Origin of the sequence: Caulobacter sp., assembly GCF_965279145.1 — a bacterium.
Taxonomy (GTDB): domain Bacteria; phylum Pseudomonadota; class Alphaproteobacteria; order Caulobacterales; family Caulobacteraceae; genus Caulobacter.
On record NZ_OZ257139.1, the window covers coordinates 2494200 to 2510790 of the forward strand.

A 16591-nucleotide genomic window follows, 5' to 3' on the forward strand; every position below is an offset into this window, starting at 1 on the left:
TGTCAGTGGCCCTCGGCCGGGATGGCGGGCGTCTCATCGGCCCGCTTGTGCTTGGGTTTGAAGACCTTCTCGACGATCACGAAGAACAGCGGGACGAAGAAGATCGCCAGCAGGGTCGCCGAGATCATGCCGCCGATCACGCCGGTGCCGATGGCGTGCTGGCTGCCCGAGCCCGCCCCGTTGGAGATCGCCAGCGGCAGAACGCCGAAGATGAAGGCCAGCGAGGTCATGATGATCGGCCGCAGTCGGATGCGCACGGCCTCCAGCGTGGCCTCGACCAGGCCCAGGCCCTTCTCGTGCAGGTCCTTGGCGAATTCGACGATCAGGATGGCGTTCTTGGCGGCCAGGCCCATGGTCGTCAGCAGGCCCACCTGGAAGTAGATGTCGTTGGACAGGCCGCGCAGGGTGGTGGCCAGCAGGGCTCCCACGACGCCCAGCGGAATGACCATGATCACCGACAGCGGGATCGACCAGCTCTCGTAGAGGGCCGCCAGCAGCAGGAACACCACCAGGATGGAGATGGCGTACAGGGCGGGAGCCTGGTTGCCGGATTCCCGTTCCTGGGCCGACAGGCCGGTCCATTCGAAGCCGATGCCCGGGGGCAGCTGGGCCGCCATCTTCTCCATGGCGTCCATGGCCTCGCCCGAGCTCTTGCCCGGCGCGGGAGCGCCCTGGATGTTCATCGACGACAGGCCGTTATAGCGCTCCAGACGCGGCGAGCCGTACACCCAGTGGGTGGTGGCGAAGGCCGAGAACGGGACCATCTGGCCCGTGGCGTTGCGGACGTACCAGCGGTTCAGGTCTTCCGGCCGCATGCGGAACGGCGCGTCGGCCTGCATGTAGACCTTCTTGATCCGGCCGCGATCGATGAAGTCGTTGACGTAGGAACCGCCCCACGCCGTGCTGAGCGCGGCGTTGATGTCGGCCGTGGTCAGGCCCATCGCCCCGGCCTTGGCCTGGTCGATGTCGATCTTCAGTTGCGGCGTGTCGTCCTGACCGTTGGGGCGAACGCCCGCCAGGCTCGGATTCTGCGCGGCCATGCCCAGCATCTGGTTGCGGGCGGCGGTCAGGGTTTCGTGGCCCACGCCGGCGACATCCTGCAGCTGGAAGTCGAAGCCCGACGACGTGCCCAGTTCCGGCACGGCCGGGGGTACGACCGCGAAGACCATGGCGTCGCGGATCTGCGAGAAGGCGCCCATGGCCCGGCCGGCGACGGCCTGGGCCTTGAGCCTGGCGGCCTTGCGCTCGTCGAAGTCCTTGAGCCGGACGAAGGCGAGGCCGGCGTTCTGGCCCGCGCCGCTGAAGCTGAAGCCCGAGACGGTGAAGACCGATTTCACGGCGTCCTTCTCGTCGACCAGGAAGTGCGCGCGCACCTTGTCGAGCACGCCTTGCGTCCGCTCTTCGGTGGCGCCGGGCGGCAGCTGGACGAGGGTGATCATGATCCCCTGGTCTTCTTCCGGCAGGAAGGCGCTGGGCAGGCGGACGAACAGCAGGCCCATGACCAGGATGATGGCGCCGTAGATGGCCATCCAGCGCACGCTCTTGCCCAGGATGCCGCGCACGGAGTTCTGATAGCGGCCCGACAGATCGGCGAAGCTGCGGTTGAACCAGCCGAAGAAGCCCTTGTCGGCGGCGGTGTGGCCCTTGGCGACGGGCTTGAGCATGGTGGCGCAGAGGGCTGGGGTCAGCACCAGGGCCACGATCACCGACAGGCCCATGGCCGAGACGATGGTGATCGAGAACTGGCGATAGATCACGCCCTGCGAGCCGCCGAAGAAGGCCATCGGCACGAACACGGCCGACAGGACCAGCGCGATGCCGATCAGGGCGCCGGTGATCTCGCCCATCGACTTGCGGGTGGCCTCGAGGGGCGAAAGGCCCTCTTCGCTCATCACCCGCTCGACGTTCTCGACCACGACGATGGCGTCGTCGACCAGCAGGCCGATGGCCAGCACCAGGCCGAACATGGTCAGGGTGTTGATCGAGTATCCGAAGGCCGCCAGGATTCCGAAGGTGCCCAGCAGAACGACGGGAACGGCGATGGTTGGGATCAGGGTCGCGCGCCAGTTCTGCAGGAACAGGAACATGACGATGAAGACCAGGATGATCGCCTCGATCAGGGTCTTGACCACTTCCTCGATCGACAGCTTCACGAAGGGCGTGGAGTCGTAGGGCACCACGTATTCGTAGCTGGCGGGGAAGGTCTTCTGCAGCTGGGTCATCCGCGCCTTGACGGCGGCGGCGGTGTCGAGGGCGTTGGCGCCGGGGGCCAGCTTGATGGCCAGGCCGGCGGCGGGCTTGCCGTTGAACTTGGCGATCGAGCCATAGTTCTCGGCGCCCAGTTCCACGCGCGCCACGTCGCGCAGGTGGACGACGGCGCCGCCCTGGCTGTTCTTGACGATGATCGCCTCGAACTCGGCCGGGGTCTGCAGGCGCGACTGGGCGGTGATGGTGGCGTTCAGGGCCGTGCCGGGCAGGCCGGGCGAGCCGCCCAGCTGGCCGGCCGAGACCTGGGCGTTCTGGGCCTTGATCGCGGCCGCGACGTCGGCCGGAGTCAGGCTGAAGCTGGTCAGCTTGTTGGGGTCCAGCCAGATGCGCATGGCGTATTGCGCGCCGAACAGCTGGACGTCGCCCACGCCGTCGACGCGGCTCAGCGGATCTTGGATGTTGCTGGCGATATAGTCGGCCAGGTCGGTGTTGGTGGTCTTGGGGTCATGCGAGAACAGACCCACCACCATCATGAAGTTGCGGGCCGACTTGGCGACCGTCAGGCCCTGTTGCTGCACTTCCTGGGGCAGCAGCGCGGTGGCCGTCTGCAGCTTGTTCTGGACCTGCACCTGGGCGATGTCGATGTTGGTCCCGGCCTTGAAGGTCAGGGTGACCGAGGCCGCGCCCGAGCTGTCGCTGGTGGACGACATGTATTCTAGGCCGTCCAGGCCCTTCATCTTCTGCTCGATGACCTGGGTGACGCTGTCCTCGACGGTCTTGGCCGAGGCGCCGGGATAGTTGGCCGACACCGCGACCTGGGGCAGGGCGATGTCGGGATACTGCGCGACCGGCAGGCTGCTGATGGCGAGCGCGCCGGCCAGCATGATGACGATGGCGACGACCCACGCGAAGATGGGCCTGTCGATGAAGAAGCGGGAAAGCATGACAGACAGGCCTTAGCGTTGGGCGGTGATGACGGCGGCCTTCACGGGCGCGCCGGGACGGACCTGTTGCAGGCCCTCGACAATGACCTGGTCACCGGGCTTCAGGCCGCTGGTCACCAGCCACTTGTCGCCGATCGTCTGGGCGGCGGTGATCGGGCGCGCCTCGGCCAGTCCCTTGGCTCCGACGACCATCACGGTCGCGTTGCCCTTGGGATCGCGGCTGACGGCCGGTTGCGGGATCAGCATGCCGTCGCTGACCGTGCCGGCGCTGAGCACCGCGCGCACATACATGCCGGGCAGCAGCACGCCGTTGGGATTGGCGAAGGTGGCGCGCAGGCCGATCGAGCCCGTGGTCGGATCGACCGTGACGTCGGAGAATTCCAGCTTGCCGGCGATCGGATAGGTCGAGCCGTCCTCCAGCTTCAGGGTCACCTGGGCCGAGCCCGAGCGACCCAGATGGCCGCTGGCCATGTCGTGCTGCAGCTTCAGAAGTTCGGCCGAGGACTGGGTCAGGTCGACATAGACCCGGCTCATGTCCTGCACCGTGGCCAGGGCCGTCGCCTGGCTGGCGGTGACCAGGGCGCCGGGGGTCACCGAGCTCTTGCCGATGCGGCCCGAGATCGGCGACAGCACCTTGGTATAGCCCAGATTGATGCGGGCGGTGTCGATGGCGGCCTTCTGGGCGGCGACGTTGGCGGCGGCCTGCTGGCTGGCGGCCTGCGCCTCGTCATTGTCCTGGCGGCTGACGGCGCCGGTCTCGACCAGGGCCTTGTAGCGGTCGGCCTTCAGCTTGGCGGCGGTATAGGTCGCCTGGGCCTGGGCCAGGCCGGCGGCGGCGCTGTTGTAAGAGGCCTGATAGGTGGCGGGATCGATCTGGTACAGGGCCTGGCCGGCGCGGACGACGCCGCCTTCCTGGAACAGGCGCGCCTTGACGATGCCGCTGACCTGCGGACGCACCTCCGAGATCAGAAAGGCCGAGGTGCGGCCAGACAGTTCGGTGGTCAGGCTGACGGGCTCGGTCTTCGCGACAATCACCCCCACGTTCGAGGGGCCGCCCATGCCCGCCATCCCGGCGGCGCCCTTGCCCTGGCCGCAGGCGGCGAGGGTCAGGGAAATGGCGGCGAGTGCGACGGCCGTCGCCGTCGAACGGTGAGAAAACATATGAGACCCCGGATTTTTTGGTCGGAAGGCGCCATCGCCGGGCCATTGCCCTTGACGAAGACCTTATGATGAACAATTTGAGAATGAACGTTCATTCTCAATCGAGGCTGGACATAAGTGCGAGGCTGTCGCAAGTCAACACCGACCGCGTCGCTTTTTGGCTGACCTAACGGAAATGTAATGCGAAACGAGATTTTCGATGTCCGATGAGGCGCAAGTCGGCCGTCCGTCGGTGGAATCGCGCCGCCAGCAGATTCTCGACGCGGCCTGCGACCGCGTGCGTCAGTCGGGCTTTCACGGCGCCAGCATGGCCGAGATCGCCAAGGCGGCGGGCCTCAGCGTCGGCCAGATCTATCGCTACTTCGAGAACAAGGAGGCGATCATCGCCGCCATCGTCGCCCAGGACCTGGCCGAGATGCGCGAGAAGTTCGCCGAACTGGAGCGCGAGCCGGGCGCCCTTCTTGACGCCCTGGAGGCGCATCTTCCGGACGGCGTGGAGAAGTGCTTCGATCCCAAGCGGGGGGCGCTGGTGCTCGAGGTGCTGGCCGAGGCCGCGCGCAATCCCAAGGTCGCCGCCATCGTCCGCGAGGCCGACAAGCAGGAGCGGGCCCTGGCGCAGTCCATGCTGCAGCGCAGTCGCCAGCCCGAATGGTCGGACGCCGAGTTCGAGGCGCGGGGCGCGGTGATCGGCCTGGTGTTCGACGGCATCATCATGCGCGCGGTCAATGATCCGGACCTGGACCGCGAAGCCCTGACCAAGGTGATCCGCGTGGTGATGCGGGCCCTGCTGAGCTAGACCGCCGCGGCGCGGTTCCGACGTCCGCGCCACGCGGTGATCGCCACCAGCGTGACCAGTATGGCCAGCAGCACGGCGGTCGAGCCGATCGTGCCAAAGCCCAGTCCGCCCTTGGCCGGGGTCTTGGTCAGAAGGTCGCCCATGGTCGCGCCGAACGGCCGGGTCAGGACGAAAGCGGCCCAGAACAGGGCCGTGCGCGAGATTTTCGTGAAGCGCCAGCCCAGGATCGTCAGGGCGATGCCGCCCGAGATCAGCAGGTTGCTGGTCAGATAGCCCAGGCCCGAACTGTCGGCCAGATAGTCGCCCAGCGCCGTGCCCAGGGTGTTGGAGGCCAGTATGGCGGTCCAGTAGAAGGCCTCTACCCGGGCGTCGCTGATGTGGTCGACCTTCAGCGAGCCCAGGGTGAAGCGCCAGGTCAGCAGCACGGTCACCAGAATGGCGATCAGGATCGCCGAGCCGGTCGCGTATCCCAGGCCCAGCGAGCGGTCCATGTAGTCCGACATCGTGGTGCCGGCCGTGCTGGTCGACAGGATCACCGCCCAATAGAGGAACGGGTGGAAGGTCCTGGCCCTGAGCTGGGCGATCAGGGTGATCACGAAGATCCCGACCAGGATCAGCGAGCTGGCCGCGTAGCCGACGTTGAGGGTCATCGACAGCAGGTCGCCGCCGGTTTCGCCCACGGTCGTGGCGCAGATCTTCATGATCCAGAACGCCAGGGTCACCTGGGCGACCTTGTTGGCGTGATCGGCGGGCGTTTGGCGCATCGCGAGATCTCCGAGGGAGCGCCGGACTGCGGCGCGCGGAGCCTGGAACACAATTCCGCTGAAGTCGATCCGGGCGGCGACGCCCGACTAGCCCTTGTGTGCGCGTGGTCCCAGAGGGCCAAGGGTAGATATGGTTACCGCCCGCTGCGACAATCTGTCGCGAAATATAGTCTCTTTGCGCGTAAATGTCGCAGAGTTCATCTCAGTATTTCTATGGGTATGTCAGGTTGTTTGCAGCTCAACTTTTCGGACTTTGAAATTATAAAACCCATATTGCACTCGTTAACCATCCTATTTCATTCGGAATAAATTGCCTGGATCGAAACTGCAGCCAGGCAAAAGCCTACCGGCAGTCAAAATGACGTCGGAAAACCTTGAATAGGAAATCTTCGTTATGGCGCTGAACAGCATCAACACGAACAGCGGCGCGATGATCGCGCTGCAAAACCTGAACACCACGAACGCCGACCTGGCGACCGTTCAGCAGCGCATCAACACCGGCAAGAAGGTGGGCAGCGCCAAGGACAACGGCGCGATCTGGGCGACCGCCAAGAACCAGTCAGCGATGGCGTCGTCGATCAATTCGGTGAAGGACTCGCTGCAACGCGGTCAGTCGACCATCGACGTGGCCCTGGCCGCCGGCGACACGATCACCGACCTGCTGGGCAAGATGAAGGAAAAGGCCCTGGCCGCTTCCGACACCTCGCTCAACACCTCGTCGTTCAACGCTCTGAAGGCCGACTTTGAATCCCTGCGCGATCAGGTGACCAAGGCCGCCACGAACGCCCAGTTCAATGGCGTCAGCATCGCCGACGGCTCGACCACCAAGCTGACCTTCCTGGCCAACTCGGACGGCTCGGGCTTCACCGTCGCCGGCAAGACCCTGACGCTGGCCGGCCTCGGTCTGTCGACCACCTCGAGCTTCACCGACGCCGCCACGGCCAAGACCATGATCGCCACGGTGACCACGGCCCTGGGCACGGCGACCAACAAGCTGGCCTCGCTGGGCACCAGCTCGGTTGGCCTGGACACCCACCTCACCTTCGTCGGCAAGCTGCAAGACAGCCTCGACGCCGGCGTGGGTAACCTGGTTGACGCCGACCTGGCCAAGGAAAGCGCCAAGCTGCAGTCGCTGCAAACCAAGCAACAGCTGGGTGTGCAGGCGCTGTCGATCGCCAACCAGTCTTCGTCGTCGATCCTGAGCCTGTTCCGCTAGACACAAGCGGTTCCGGTACGGAAAAGGGCGGGTCTTCGGACCCGCCCTTTTTTGTTGTTCGCGAGGGTGTGGGGCATGGCGCTTGCCCGTCACCGGGGGTAGCGTGGTCTCATGCGCACCAACTTCACCGGCGACGATCGTATCCTGCTCGACCGCTTCATCGAGAGCGTCCTGCTGCGGTTCAGTGACGGCAAATACAATCTGGCCGACGCGACCGAGGAACTGGCCCAGGCCTTCACCCGCGTCGCGGGCGGAGAGCCGGACGCCCTCGACCACATGCGCGGCTTGATCGAGGCCGGCGACGACGCCTAGACCAGCGCCCGGTACCTGAAGTTCCGGAACCGCGCCGAGCCCTTGCCGGCCGCGTAAAGTCCCGGCTTCAGCATCAGGAACCCGCCGCGCACATTGTGGTGGTAGCCGCTGACCTCCATGCCCCGGTCGAAACGCTTCCAGGTCGCTCCGCCGTCACCGCTGGTGTGGAAGGCGACGATGTGGCGGTCGTTGCGCAGGCGCAGCAGCATCTTGGCCCCATGCGGATTGGCCGGGCGGCCGCGCTCGATGCCGTACTGGTGGGTGACGAAGTTCTTCTGGTCGAACCCCAGGCCGCAATAGAGCTGGCGGTCATAAAACAGGATCAGCCCGGCGCGGGTGTCGGGATCGACCTCGATCTCGCACTCGATCTCATAGGCCTGGTCGCCATTGACGAAGATCAGCGGCGCGCCGGTCGACGGGGCTTCGCCGGCGCCCTTCAGGGTCAGGACGCCGTTCTCGCGCGTCATGCGGTCGTGCTCGCCCGGCTTGGGGTCGAAGAAGTTCCACTGCACGCCGTACTTGTCGGTGGAGAAGTCGTCCGACAGCGCCATGCCGTGCGGTACGGCCTTGCCGCCTTTCGGCTTGGGCAGAGGCTTGGCCAGGTCGCCGCCACCGACCGTGAACCAGCCGTCCTTGGTCCAGGTCACCGGAGCCAGCAGGGTCTGGCGGCCCAGGGTGTAGAAGCCGTTTTCATAGCCGTGATAGACGGTCCACCAGTCGCCGGCCGGGCCCTCGACCAGGGTGGCGTGGCCGCGCGACCACCACGTCTCGGAATTGTCGGTGGTGCGCACGACGGGGTTGTGGGGATCGTCTTCCCACGGACCGGCCAGCGACTTGGCGCGGGCGACGATCACCATGTGGCCGGTCGGCGGGCCGGCGGTGCCGCCCACGGCGGTGACCAGATAGTAGTAGTCGCCCTTCTTCATCACCTTGGGGCCCTCGGGCGAGAAGCCTTCGACGTCCCAGTCTTCTGGATAGTGCCAGGGATTATAGACGTGCTCGGGCGCGCCGACGGTCGAGAGGCCATCGGGGGCCAGCTGGATGCGGTCGCCGCCCGACAGGAACAGCCAGCGCACGCCGTGCTCGTCGACCACATGGCCGGGATCGATATAGCGCGGCAGTTTCAGGTCGATCGGCTCGGACCACGGCCCCTCGATCCGGTCGGCCCAGATCACATAGCTGGTGTTGCCGGCGGGGTGCTTGGCCGGGAGGAAGATGTAGTAGCGGCCGTTGTGCTTGCAGAGCTCGGGCGCCCAGATCGAGCCGACATTGGTCTTCAGCGACGCCACGACCGGCGCCCAGTTCACCAGGTCCTTGCTGTGCCAGATCAGCAGGCCCGGATAGGCGTCGAACGACGAGTGGGTCATGTAGTAGTCGTCGCCGTCCTTCAGGATCGACGGGTCGGGATGGTCGCCGGCCAGGATGGGGTTGAGGAAGGTCCCGTCGCCCAGGTCGGCCTTGCGCTGGCCCTCGACGCCCTTGGCCCAGGGTGAAGAGGCGGCGCGGACGGGCAGGGCGCCGGGCTGGGCTTCGGCGGCGGCGGGAACGGCGGCGACGGCCGCGCCGGTCAGGAGAGAGCCCAGGGCTCCCCGGCGGCTGATCTGAACCATACTCGTTCCCTTCCCAGGTTACTGGCCGCGCGAACTCGGGTCGCGCTGGCGGTGTTACCGGTCACTTAGCGACAATGATTTGGCGTTGTCCACCGGTGTCATCGTGATTTTCGCGGGACAACGCTGTCACCGGCGCGGCGTTGGGAAAGGCCGGACCGCACAAGAAAACGCCCGGGAGCGGGGCTCCCGGGCGTTTGGTCCTGTAGATGCTCCCCCTCTGGGGGAGCTGTCGCGGAGCGACTGAGGGGGCGGCGCCGGCGGGAGTTAGCTTGGCGCTGTCTGGATCAACGCCGCGCCGCCCCCTCCGGCCCTCCGGGCCACCTCCCCCAAAGGGGGAGGATCTGCCTGTCGTCACCCTAACCCTGCATGTCTTCCAGCTCGGTGCCCCGCGTCTCCTTGATCAGTTTCTGAACCAGGAAGAACGAGACCACGGCGCTGAGCGCGTAGAAGCCATAGGTCATCGGCAGGCTCTTGGCCGCCATCGACGGGAAGCTGACCGAGATGGCGAAGTTGGCGATCCACTGGGCGAAGCCGGCGACGGCCAGGGCCGAGCCGCGCATCTGGTTGGGGAACATCTCGCCCAGCATGACCCACATCACGGGGCCCCAGCTGAGGTTGAAGAACACCACATAGGCGTTGGCGGCGACCAGGGCGGTCAGGCCGACGGTGTCGGCCAGGTGCAGCGCGCCGTTCACCGTGGTGGCGGTCGAGAAGCACCAGGTGAGGACGCCCAGGGTCACGGCCATGCCGGCCGAGCCGATCAGCAGCAGCGGCTTGCGGCCGATCTTGTCGATCAGGGCGATGGCGGCCAGACAGGCCACGATCGACAGGGTTCCCGACAGGATGTTGATCTTCAGGCTGTCGTCCTCGGTGAAGCCGACCGACTGCCACAGCACCGAGCCGTAGTAGAAGACGATGTTGATGCCGACCAGTTGCTGGAAGACGGCCAGGACCAGGCCGGCCCAGAGGATCGCCCGGACCTTGCGGGTGGCGGGGTCCAGCAGGTCGGAGAACTTGGGCTTGTGGTCGGCGCTCAGCGAGGCGCGGATCTCGGCCACCTTCTTGGCGCCCTGGCCTTCGCCGAACAGGCGCGAGAGGATCTTGTCGGCCTCGGCCTCCTTGCCCTTGGCCACCAGATAGCGCGGGCTTTCCGGGATGGTCAGCAGGGCGAAGAAGAAGATCGCGGCGGGGATGGTCTGCATCCAGAACATCCAGCGCCAGGCGGGCAGGCCCAGCCAGAACGGCGCGGTCGAGCTGCCGGCGGTGTGGGCCAGGACGTAGTTGGCCACGAACGCGCCGGTCAGGCCGGTGATGATCATGATCTGCTGCACGGACGACAGGCGGCCGCGAATATTGGCGGGGGTGACTTCCGAGATGTAGACCGGGCACAGCACGCTGGCCGCGCCCACGCCCAGGCCGCCGATCAGGCGGAAGGCGATGAACACCAGCGAGGTGTCGGCGGCGCCGGAGCCGATGGCGCTGACCAGGAACAGCAGCGCCGAGATGATCATCACGGTGCGGCGGCCCCAGACGTCGGCCAGACGGCCGGCGGCGAAGGCGCCCACGGCGCAGCCGATCAGGATCGCGCCGACGTTCAGACCGGTGCCGAGCTTGCTGAGGTTGAAGGCGCTTTCCAGGCCTTCCTGCGTGCCGTTGATGACGCCGCTGTCATAGCCGAACATGAAGCCGCCGATGGTGGCGACGGCCACGATCGCGGCGATGAAGGCCATGTTGACCTTGGCGCCGTCGGCGCTCATGCCCGGGCTCGGTCCCGCGCTGGATACTGATGCCACTGTTCCCTCCCTTGGCCTCGTGAGGCCCATTCAATCCCTAGGCGGTCCTTGTCGGACCTCTGGTTGGCGGCGACCTTAGTGTTACCGGTATCAGCGCGCAAGCGGTGGTGAGGAAGCGCCAGATCCCGACTCACGCGGACGAACCAGAGCCTAATCCGTTTCCGGCCTCGGGATGAGAGTGCTGTCCCGCCAGGACGACCGTTGCGTGAAAAACGCAGGTCCCGGACCAAGACGAACATTGCTGAAAAGACATTTGCCCCCCGTGTCGCGGCGCGCTCTACGCGTGGACGTCGGAACCCGCGCGACCTCCCTTCGCGCGCCGGGCGCCGGCCTTTCCGGGGATTTGTCTTGCGCCTGAAACTTTCCTTGCTCGCCGCCGCCGCGGTGGTCCTGCCCTCCAGCCTCGCTTTCGCCCAAGCGCCCGTCGCGCCTGCCCAGCCCGCCAAGCCGGCCGCCGCCAGCGCGCCGACCGCCGTCGAGGGCGTGGTGGTGACCAGTGACTCCACGGCCATGCGCACCGCGATCGACCGCCGCAGCTACAGCGTCGCCAACGACCTGTCGGCCCGCACCGGCTCGATCAGCGACGCCCTGCGCAACATCCCCTCGGTCGAGGTCGATGTTCAGGGCAATGTCAGCCTGCGCGGAGACAGCAATGTCACCATCCTGATCGACGGCAAGCCGTCGGGCATGTTCAACGGCGACGGCAAGGCCGACGCCCTGCAGCAGCTGCCCGCCGACCAGATCGACCGGGTCGAGGTGATGACCAATCCCTCTGCCGCCTTCCGTCCCGATGGCACGGCCGGGATCATCAACCTGATTACCAAGAAGACCAACAAGGCCGGAACCACCGGCTCGGTCCGGCTCAATGTCGGCCCCAACGGCCGCTACAACGGCGGCATCAGCGCCAACCGCCGGGCGGGCAAGCTGACCCTGTCGGGCGACGCCGGCTATCGCTACGACACCCAGAAGGGCGTGCAGACCATCGACCGCGCCACCCTCGATCCGGCCAGCGGCCAGCTCCTGCCCAGCGTGTATGACGCCATCCAGGAAAACGAGGGCGGCGGCCTGAACCTGCGGGGCGGGGTCGACTATGACCTCGACAAGCAGAACCGCCTGAGCGGCGAGGTGCGTTTCCGCGGCATGAATTTCGACAGCAACGCGTTCGAGACCTCTTCGGCTCGCAACGCCCTGGGCGGCGTTTCGCGCGCCTATAACCGGACCTCGGACGCCAGCCTCGAGCGCAACAACAGCGCCGTCAGCGCCGACTGGCGCCGGCAGCTGAAGGGCGCCGACCATCTGCTGACGACGCATCTGGAATATGAAGTCACCGACTTCACGCGCGACTCCAACGCCATCCTGCGCAACACGCCCGGCGCCACGGTCTATGAGACCCAGGGCTTTGACATCAACCAGACGCGCACCAACCTCAAGGTCGACTACAGCAAGCCGCTGCCGGGCGACGTCAAGCTGAAGGCCGGTGTCGATTTCGAGGTCGCCCAGAACGACTACGACAATCGCGGCGCCACGGGCGCGGCCCCCGGATCGCTGATCGTCGACCCCAACCGCACCAACCGCTTCCTCTATGACCAGGACGTCTATGCGGCCTATGTCACCTATGAGCGGCCGTTCGGCGACCTCACGGTGCAGGGCGGTCTGCGGGCCGAGCAGGTCAATATCGACACCAACCAGCTGACCTCGAACCAGAAGAACAAGAACGACTATTTCAAGGTCTATCCCAGCCTGCACATGGGCTACACGATCAACGAAAACAACACGTTCAACGCCAACTACAGCCATCGCGTGCAGCGTCCGGGCGCGCAGGACCTGAACCCCTACCGGGTCTATATCGACCCCTATAACTACCGGGCCGGCAATCCGGACCTGAAGCCCCAGCAGACCGACTCCTATGAGCTGGGCTGGCAGTATCGCAAGGCCCAGACCTACTATCTGGCCACGGTCTATGTGCGCCAGAACAAGGAGAGCGTGACCGACGTGGTGCGCGATCTGGGCGGCGGCGTGCTGCTGACCACCAAGGAAAACCTGGGCAAGAACAACAGCGCCGGCCTGGAGCTGGTGGCCAACGGCCGCCTGACGCCCAAGATCACCTACAATCTCAGCAGCAACATCTTCCACAACGAGATCACGGCGACCAACCTGGGCTTTTCGGGCAAGCGGTCGGACACCATGGTGTCGGGCCGCGCCAATGTGAATTGGCAGGCCACGCCCAAGGACTTCTTCCAGGTCAACGCCTTCACCACGGGCCGCCGCCTGACGCCGCAGGGCTATCGCGAGCCGATCCAGATGGTGAATCTGGGCTATCGCCGCAAGGTGAACGACAAGCTCTCGTTCGTGGTCACCGCCCAGGACGTGCTGAAGGGCTTCGAGGACACCGTCGTCATCAACACCCCGGCGCTGCGTGACACCACCACCCGCACGGCCAATGTCCGCGCGGTGTTCTTCGGCTTCTCCTACAGCTTCGGCGGCGGCAAGCCGCGCCCCGAGCAGTTCGACTTCAGCGCTGGTCAGGTGGGGTAGGGGGGCGCAATACCTCGCCCCCCAAAAAACCGCTCATCCCCGCGAAAGCGGGGACCCAAGCCGATTGGGCCGGTTGGCAAGGCCGAGCGATCACCCGCCGCCTCAGCTTGGGTCCCCGCTTTCGCGGGGATGAGCGGACTATGGATAGGCTTGGGAACAGGCCCTATTCCGCCTCGATCTTGTCCTGAGTCTTGGTGTCGAAGTCGCTGGCGTCGTGGCGCTCGCGCAGCTGGCTTGAGGGCTCGCCGAAGGTGCGGTTGACCATCCGGCCGCGCTGCACCGCCGGGCGGGCGGCCAGGTCGTCGGCCCAGCGGATGACGTTCTTGTAGTCCTGCACCGACAGGAACTCTCCGGCCTCGTACAGCAGGCCCTTGGCCATGCCACCGTACCAGGGCCAGATGGCCATGTCGGCGATGGTGTAGTCGTCGCCGGCGATGAAGGGGTGCTCGGCCAGCTGCCGGTCCAGCACGTCCATCTGGCGCTTGACCTCCATGGCGTAGCGGTCGATCGGATATTCCATCTTGAACGGCGCATAGGCGTAGAAGTGGCCAAAGCCGCCGCCCAGGAACGGCGCGCTGCCCATCTGCCAGAACAGCCACGACAGGCACTCGGCCCGCGCCGCCGGCTCGGTCGGCAGGAACGCCCCGAACTTTTCGGCCAGGTGGATCAGGATGGCGCCGGACTCGAAGATCCGGATCGGCTCGGGACCGCTGTGATCGACCAGGGCCGGGATCTTGGAATTGGGATTGGCCGAGACGAAGCCGCTGCCGAACTGGTCGCCCGCGCCGATATTGATCAGCCACGCGTCATACTCGGCGCCCGCATGGCCCAGGGCCAGCAGCTCCTCCAGCATGATCGTCACCTTCACGCCATTGGGCGTTCCCAGCGAATACAGCTGCAGCGGATGCTTGCCGACCTGCAGGGGCTTGTCATGGGTGGGGCCGGCGATCGGTCGGTTGATCGAGGCGAACTTGCCGCCGTTCTCCCGGTTCCAGGTCCAGACCTTGGGCGGGACATAGGCGGGGGCGTCGGTCATGGCAGGCTCCTGGCGGCAGTCGAACGCTTGCGCGCTTCTGATCTCGTCAATGTGGCGGTTCAGGTCTGAGTGCGCCAGTGCGTCCGACGGATTTGATCGCTGAACGAAAAGCGCCTTCAGGCCAGGCGCTTTTCGTAACGCCAGACGTCCAGCGGAAAGAGGCCGGCGGAGGTTTCCGTCGGCACGCACTCCACGCGCGCCAGCGTCCAGCCGGACTTCTCGTAGAAGCGGGCGGCTCGTGTGTTGCCGATCGCGCAGGCCAGCCATGGGGTCTGGATCCCCTGGGCCAGCAGGCAGGTCTCCGCGTCGGCGATCAGCACCGCGGCCGCGCCTGTCCCCCGCGCATGGGCGGCGACATAGAACTGGTAGAGTTCGTCGTCCTTGATCAGGTGAAAGCCCAGCGGCGCGCCAACGGGACCCAGGGTGCGCACCTGGGGCAGGGCGGCGCTCATGCGGCCGTGGAAACTGTCCTGCGTGCGCAGCTTGGCCAAGGCCTCCGGCACGATGGCCAGGTGCGCGTCACGCCAGCCTGACCACCACAGGTAGGCCAGGGCGTCGAGGTCGGCGGCTTGGGCGTCGCGGGGCGAGTGGCTCATGCGGCGAGGGTCGACCTAAGCCTGAATGACGTCAACCGCCGCGTGTCCTACCGTCCCGTCCGCTCCAGCGTCACCAGCACCAGATCATTCTCGCGCATCGGCAGGTCCAGGCTGAAATCACCCTTCGCGCCGACCGTGACCTCGCGGTCGATCTCGGGTTTGTCGGTGGTCATAGCGTTCAGGTCGCGCACCTGTTCGGGCGTCAGGTTGGCCGGCGACCCCATCGCCAGATAGGCGCTGTAGGCGTCATTGGCGCGATAGCCGGTGCGCCGGGCCTGCAGGCGATAGACCCCCGCCTTCAGCCCGGCGAACGTCGCCTGGACGGTCGGCGCGGCGGCGGCGGGCTGGACCCGGGTGTAGTAGGGCCGGTTGCTCAGCGCCTGGACCGGCTGCTCGAAATCCCAGACCAGGGCGGCGATCTTGCCGTCATCGACGGCGGCCAGCACCTCGGGATCGCTGATGGGGATTTCCTGACCCTTCAGGGCGTTCAGGTACTTGTAGGCGAACCAGGCCGGCTTGCGGATTCCCTGCGGGTTGATCAGGCCAAAGCCGCCCTGGAACGGCGCCGTCGGCGGGCCGGGCTCTTCGAACAGGTCGCTGAACGTCCAGTAGCTCATGCCCTGGACCAGGCCCTTCACGCCCTTCAGCTTGGCCAGGATGTAGGCGGCGCTGTGATAGCTGTCATGGACCGGGTCGCGCGGCGTGTAGCTGGTGCTCCATTCGGTGAAATACAGCGGCAGAGTGGGGAAGGCCGAGGCGGCGATCTGCTCGCGCACCCGGCGCACATCGCCAATGACCGCGTCGGGCGAGGGCGACAGCTTGGTGTCCTCCTTGCCGTTCTCGTCCAGGAAGCCGCCGTCGACGCCATAGGTGTGGGTGGTGACGAAGTCGATCGCCACGCCGTTGGTCTGGCAATAGGCCAGAAGCTCCGGAACCCAGGCCGCGCCGGCCGTCGAGGGGCCGCCGACCTTCAGGGCCGGGTCGATGGCCTTGATCGTCTTCGAGGTCAGGGCGAAGAGGTCGAAATAGACCTTTTGATCGGCCTTTTCCCAGAAGCCGGCCAGGTTGGGCTCGTTCCAGACCTCGAAGAACCAGGTGCGGACCTGCGCCTCGCCATAGCGGCCGCGCAGATGGCGGACGAAGGCGTCGATCAAGGCGGCCCAGTCGGCGAACACCGGATGCGAGGTGTTGCCCTTCCAGTAGAAGATGGTCTGCTCCGAGGTCTTCATCGCCGAGGGTGTAAAGCCCAGCTCGATGAACGGCTTGATCCCCATGCCCAGCAGGCGGTCGTAGAGCTGGTCGATCTTCGTCCAGTCATAGACGATCCGGCCGTCGACCGTCTTCACCGTGCCCAGCACGTCGTGGAAGATGTCGTGGAAGCGTACATATCGAAAGCCCAGTTCTCCGACGGCGGTCTTCAACTGGGCCAGACTGTCCTCGCGCAGCAGGGTGCCGGGGAAGTCCGAGCCGATGGAGAGGTCGTAGAAGCGGTCCATCGGCGCGCTGGCGCGGGCGGCGTCGATGGTGATCCGGCGCGTCGTCGGAGCGGCTGCGGCCAGGGCCGGCGTCGCGGCGGCGGCTACCATCAGTTGGCGGCGGGACAGCATCTGGGTCTCCTCC

12 protein-coding genes are annotated in these 16591 nt (G+C 66.2%); 4 read left to right on the forward strand and 8 right to left on the reverse strand.

The genetic code is table 11. The annotated features are described in order from the left end of the window. Positions 1–2 precede the first annotated feature (2 nt). Both ACQY9P_RS11830 and ACQY9P_RS11835 read right to left on the reverse strand, forming a co-directional pair. Positions 3–3152 (reverse strand): efflux RND transporter permease subunit, encoded by a 3150-nt coding sequence (locus ACQY9P_RS11830; RefSeq protein WP_421739065.1) that lies wholly within the window; start codon positions 3150–3152, stop codon positions 3–5. Between the two features lie 12 nt (positions 3153–3164). Further along, positions 3165–4313, reverse strand: coding sequence for an efflux RND transporter periplasmic adaptor subunit (locus tag ACQY9P_RS11835; protein ID WP_421739064.1), 1149 nt, complete (start codon positions 4311–4313; stop codon positions 3165–3167). Between the two features lie 199 nt (positions 4314–4512). Here ACQY9P_RS11835 and ACQY9P_RS11840 point away from each other — a divergent pair, with 199 nt between their 5' ends. Beyond that, positions 4513–5109 carry a TetR/AcrR family transcriptional regulator gene (locus ACQY9P_RS11840; RefSeq protein WP_421739063.1) on the forward strand — a complete coding sequence of 199 codons (597 nt, stop codon included), beginning with the start codon at positions 4513–4515 and terminating at the stop codon, positions 5107–5109. Here the strand turns inward: ACQY9P_RS11840 and ACQY9P_RS11845 are convergent. Continuing rightward, complete coding sequence (locus ACQY9P_RS11845) at positions 5106–5873, reverse strand: hypothetical protein (RefSeq protein ID WP_421739062.1); 768 nt, start codon at positions 5871–5873, stop codon at positions 5106–5108. The genes ACQY9P_RS11840 and ACQY9P_RS11845 overlap by 4 nt on opposite strands. 394 nt (positions 5874–6267) lie before the next feature. Between ACQY9P_RS11845 and ACQY9P_RS11850 the strand changes: the two genes are divergently transcribed. Continuing rightward, complete coding sequence (locus ACQY9P_RS11850; protein ID WP_421739061.1) at positions 6268–7089, forward strand: flagellin; 822 nt, start codon at positions 6268–6270, stop codon at positions 7087–7089. Positions 7090–7200: 111 nt separating this feature from the next. Next, positions 7201–7401, forward strand: coding sequence for a hypothetical protein (locus ACQY9P_RS11855; RefSeq protein ID WP_421739060.1), 201 nt, complete (start codon positions 7201–7203; stop codon positions 7399–7401). Here ACQY9P_RS11855 and ACQY9P_RS11860 read toward each other — a convergent pair. Both ACQY9P_RS11860 and ACQY9P_RS11865 read right to left on the reverse strand, forming a co-directional pair. After that, positions 7398–9011, reverse strand: a complete 1614-nt coding sequence (locus ACQY9P_RS11860) for a family 43 glycosylhydrolase (RefSeq protein ID WP_421739059.1) — start codon at positions 9009–9011, stop codon at positions 7398–7400. The genes ACQY9P_RS11855 and ACQY9P_RS11860 overlap by 4 nt on opposite strands. A gap of 356 nt (positions 9012–9367) precedes the next feature. Continuing rightward, positions 9368–10804, reverse strand: coding sequence for a sugar porter family MFS transporter (locus ACQY9P_RS11865; protein ID WP_421739058.1), 1437 nt, complete (start codon positions 10802–10804; stop codon positions 9368–9370). Positions 10805–11152: 348 nt separating this feature from the next. Here ACQY9P_RS11865 and ACQY9P_RS11870 point away from each other — a divergent pair, with 348 nt between their 5' ends. Next, on the forward strand, positions 11153–13339 hold the full coding sequence (locus tag ACQY9P_RS11870; protein WP_421739057.1) for a TonB-dependent receptor domain-containing protein: 2187 nt from the start codon (positions 11153–11155) through the stop codon (positions 13337–13339). A 163-nt stretch (positions 13340–13502) separates the two neighbouring features. Here ACQY9P_RS11870 and yghU read toward each other — a convergent pair whose 3' ends face one another. The 3 genes from yghU to ACQY9P_RS11885 form a co-directional block, all read right to left on the reverse strand. Next, the gene (yghU, locus tag ACQY9P_RS11875) at positions 13503–14375 is read right to left on the reverse strand and encodes a glutathione-dependent disulfide-bond oxidoreductase (RefSeq protein WP_421739056.1); all 873 of its coding nucleotides are present in this window, start codon (positions 14373–14375) and stop codon (positions 13503–13505) included. A gap of 116 nt (positions 14376–14491) precedes the next feature. Then, on the reverse strand, positions 14492–14971 hold the full coding sequence (locus ACQY9P_RS11880; protein WP_421739055.1) for a GNAT family N-acetyltransferase: 480 nt from the start codon (positions 14969–14971) through the stop codon (positions 14492–14494). A 47-nt stretch (positions 14972–15018) separates the two neighbouring features. Next, positions 15019–16578 (reverse strand): GH39 family glycosyl hydrolase, encoded by a 1560-nt coding sequence (locus ACQY9P_RS11885; RefSeq protein ID WP_421739054.1) that lies wholly within the window; start codon positions 16576–16578, stop codon positions 15019–15021. Positions 16579–16591 lie beyond the last annotated feature (13 nt).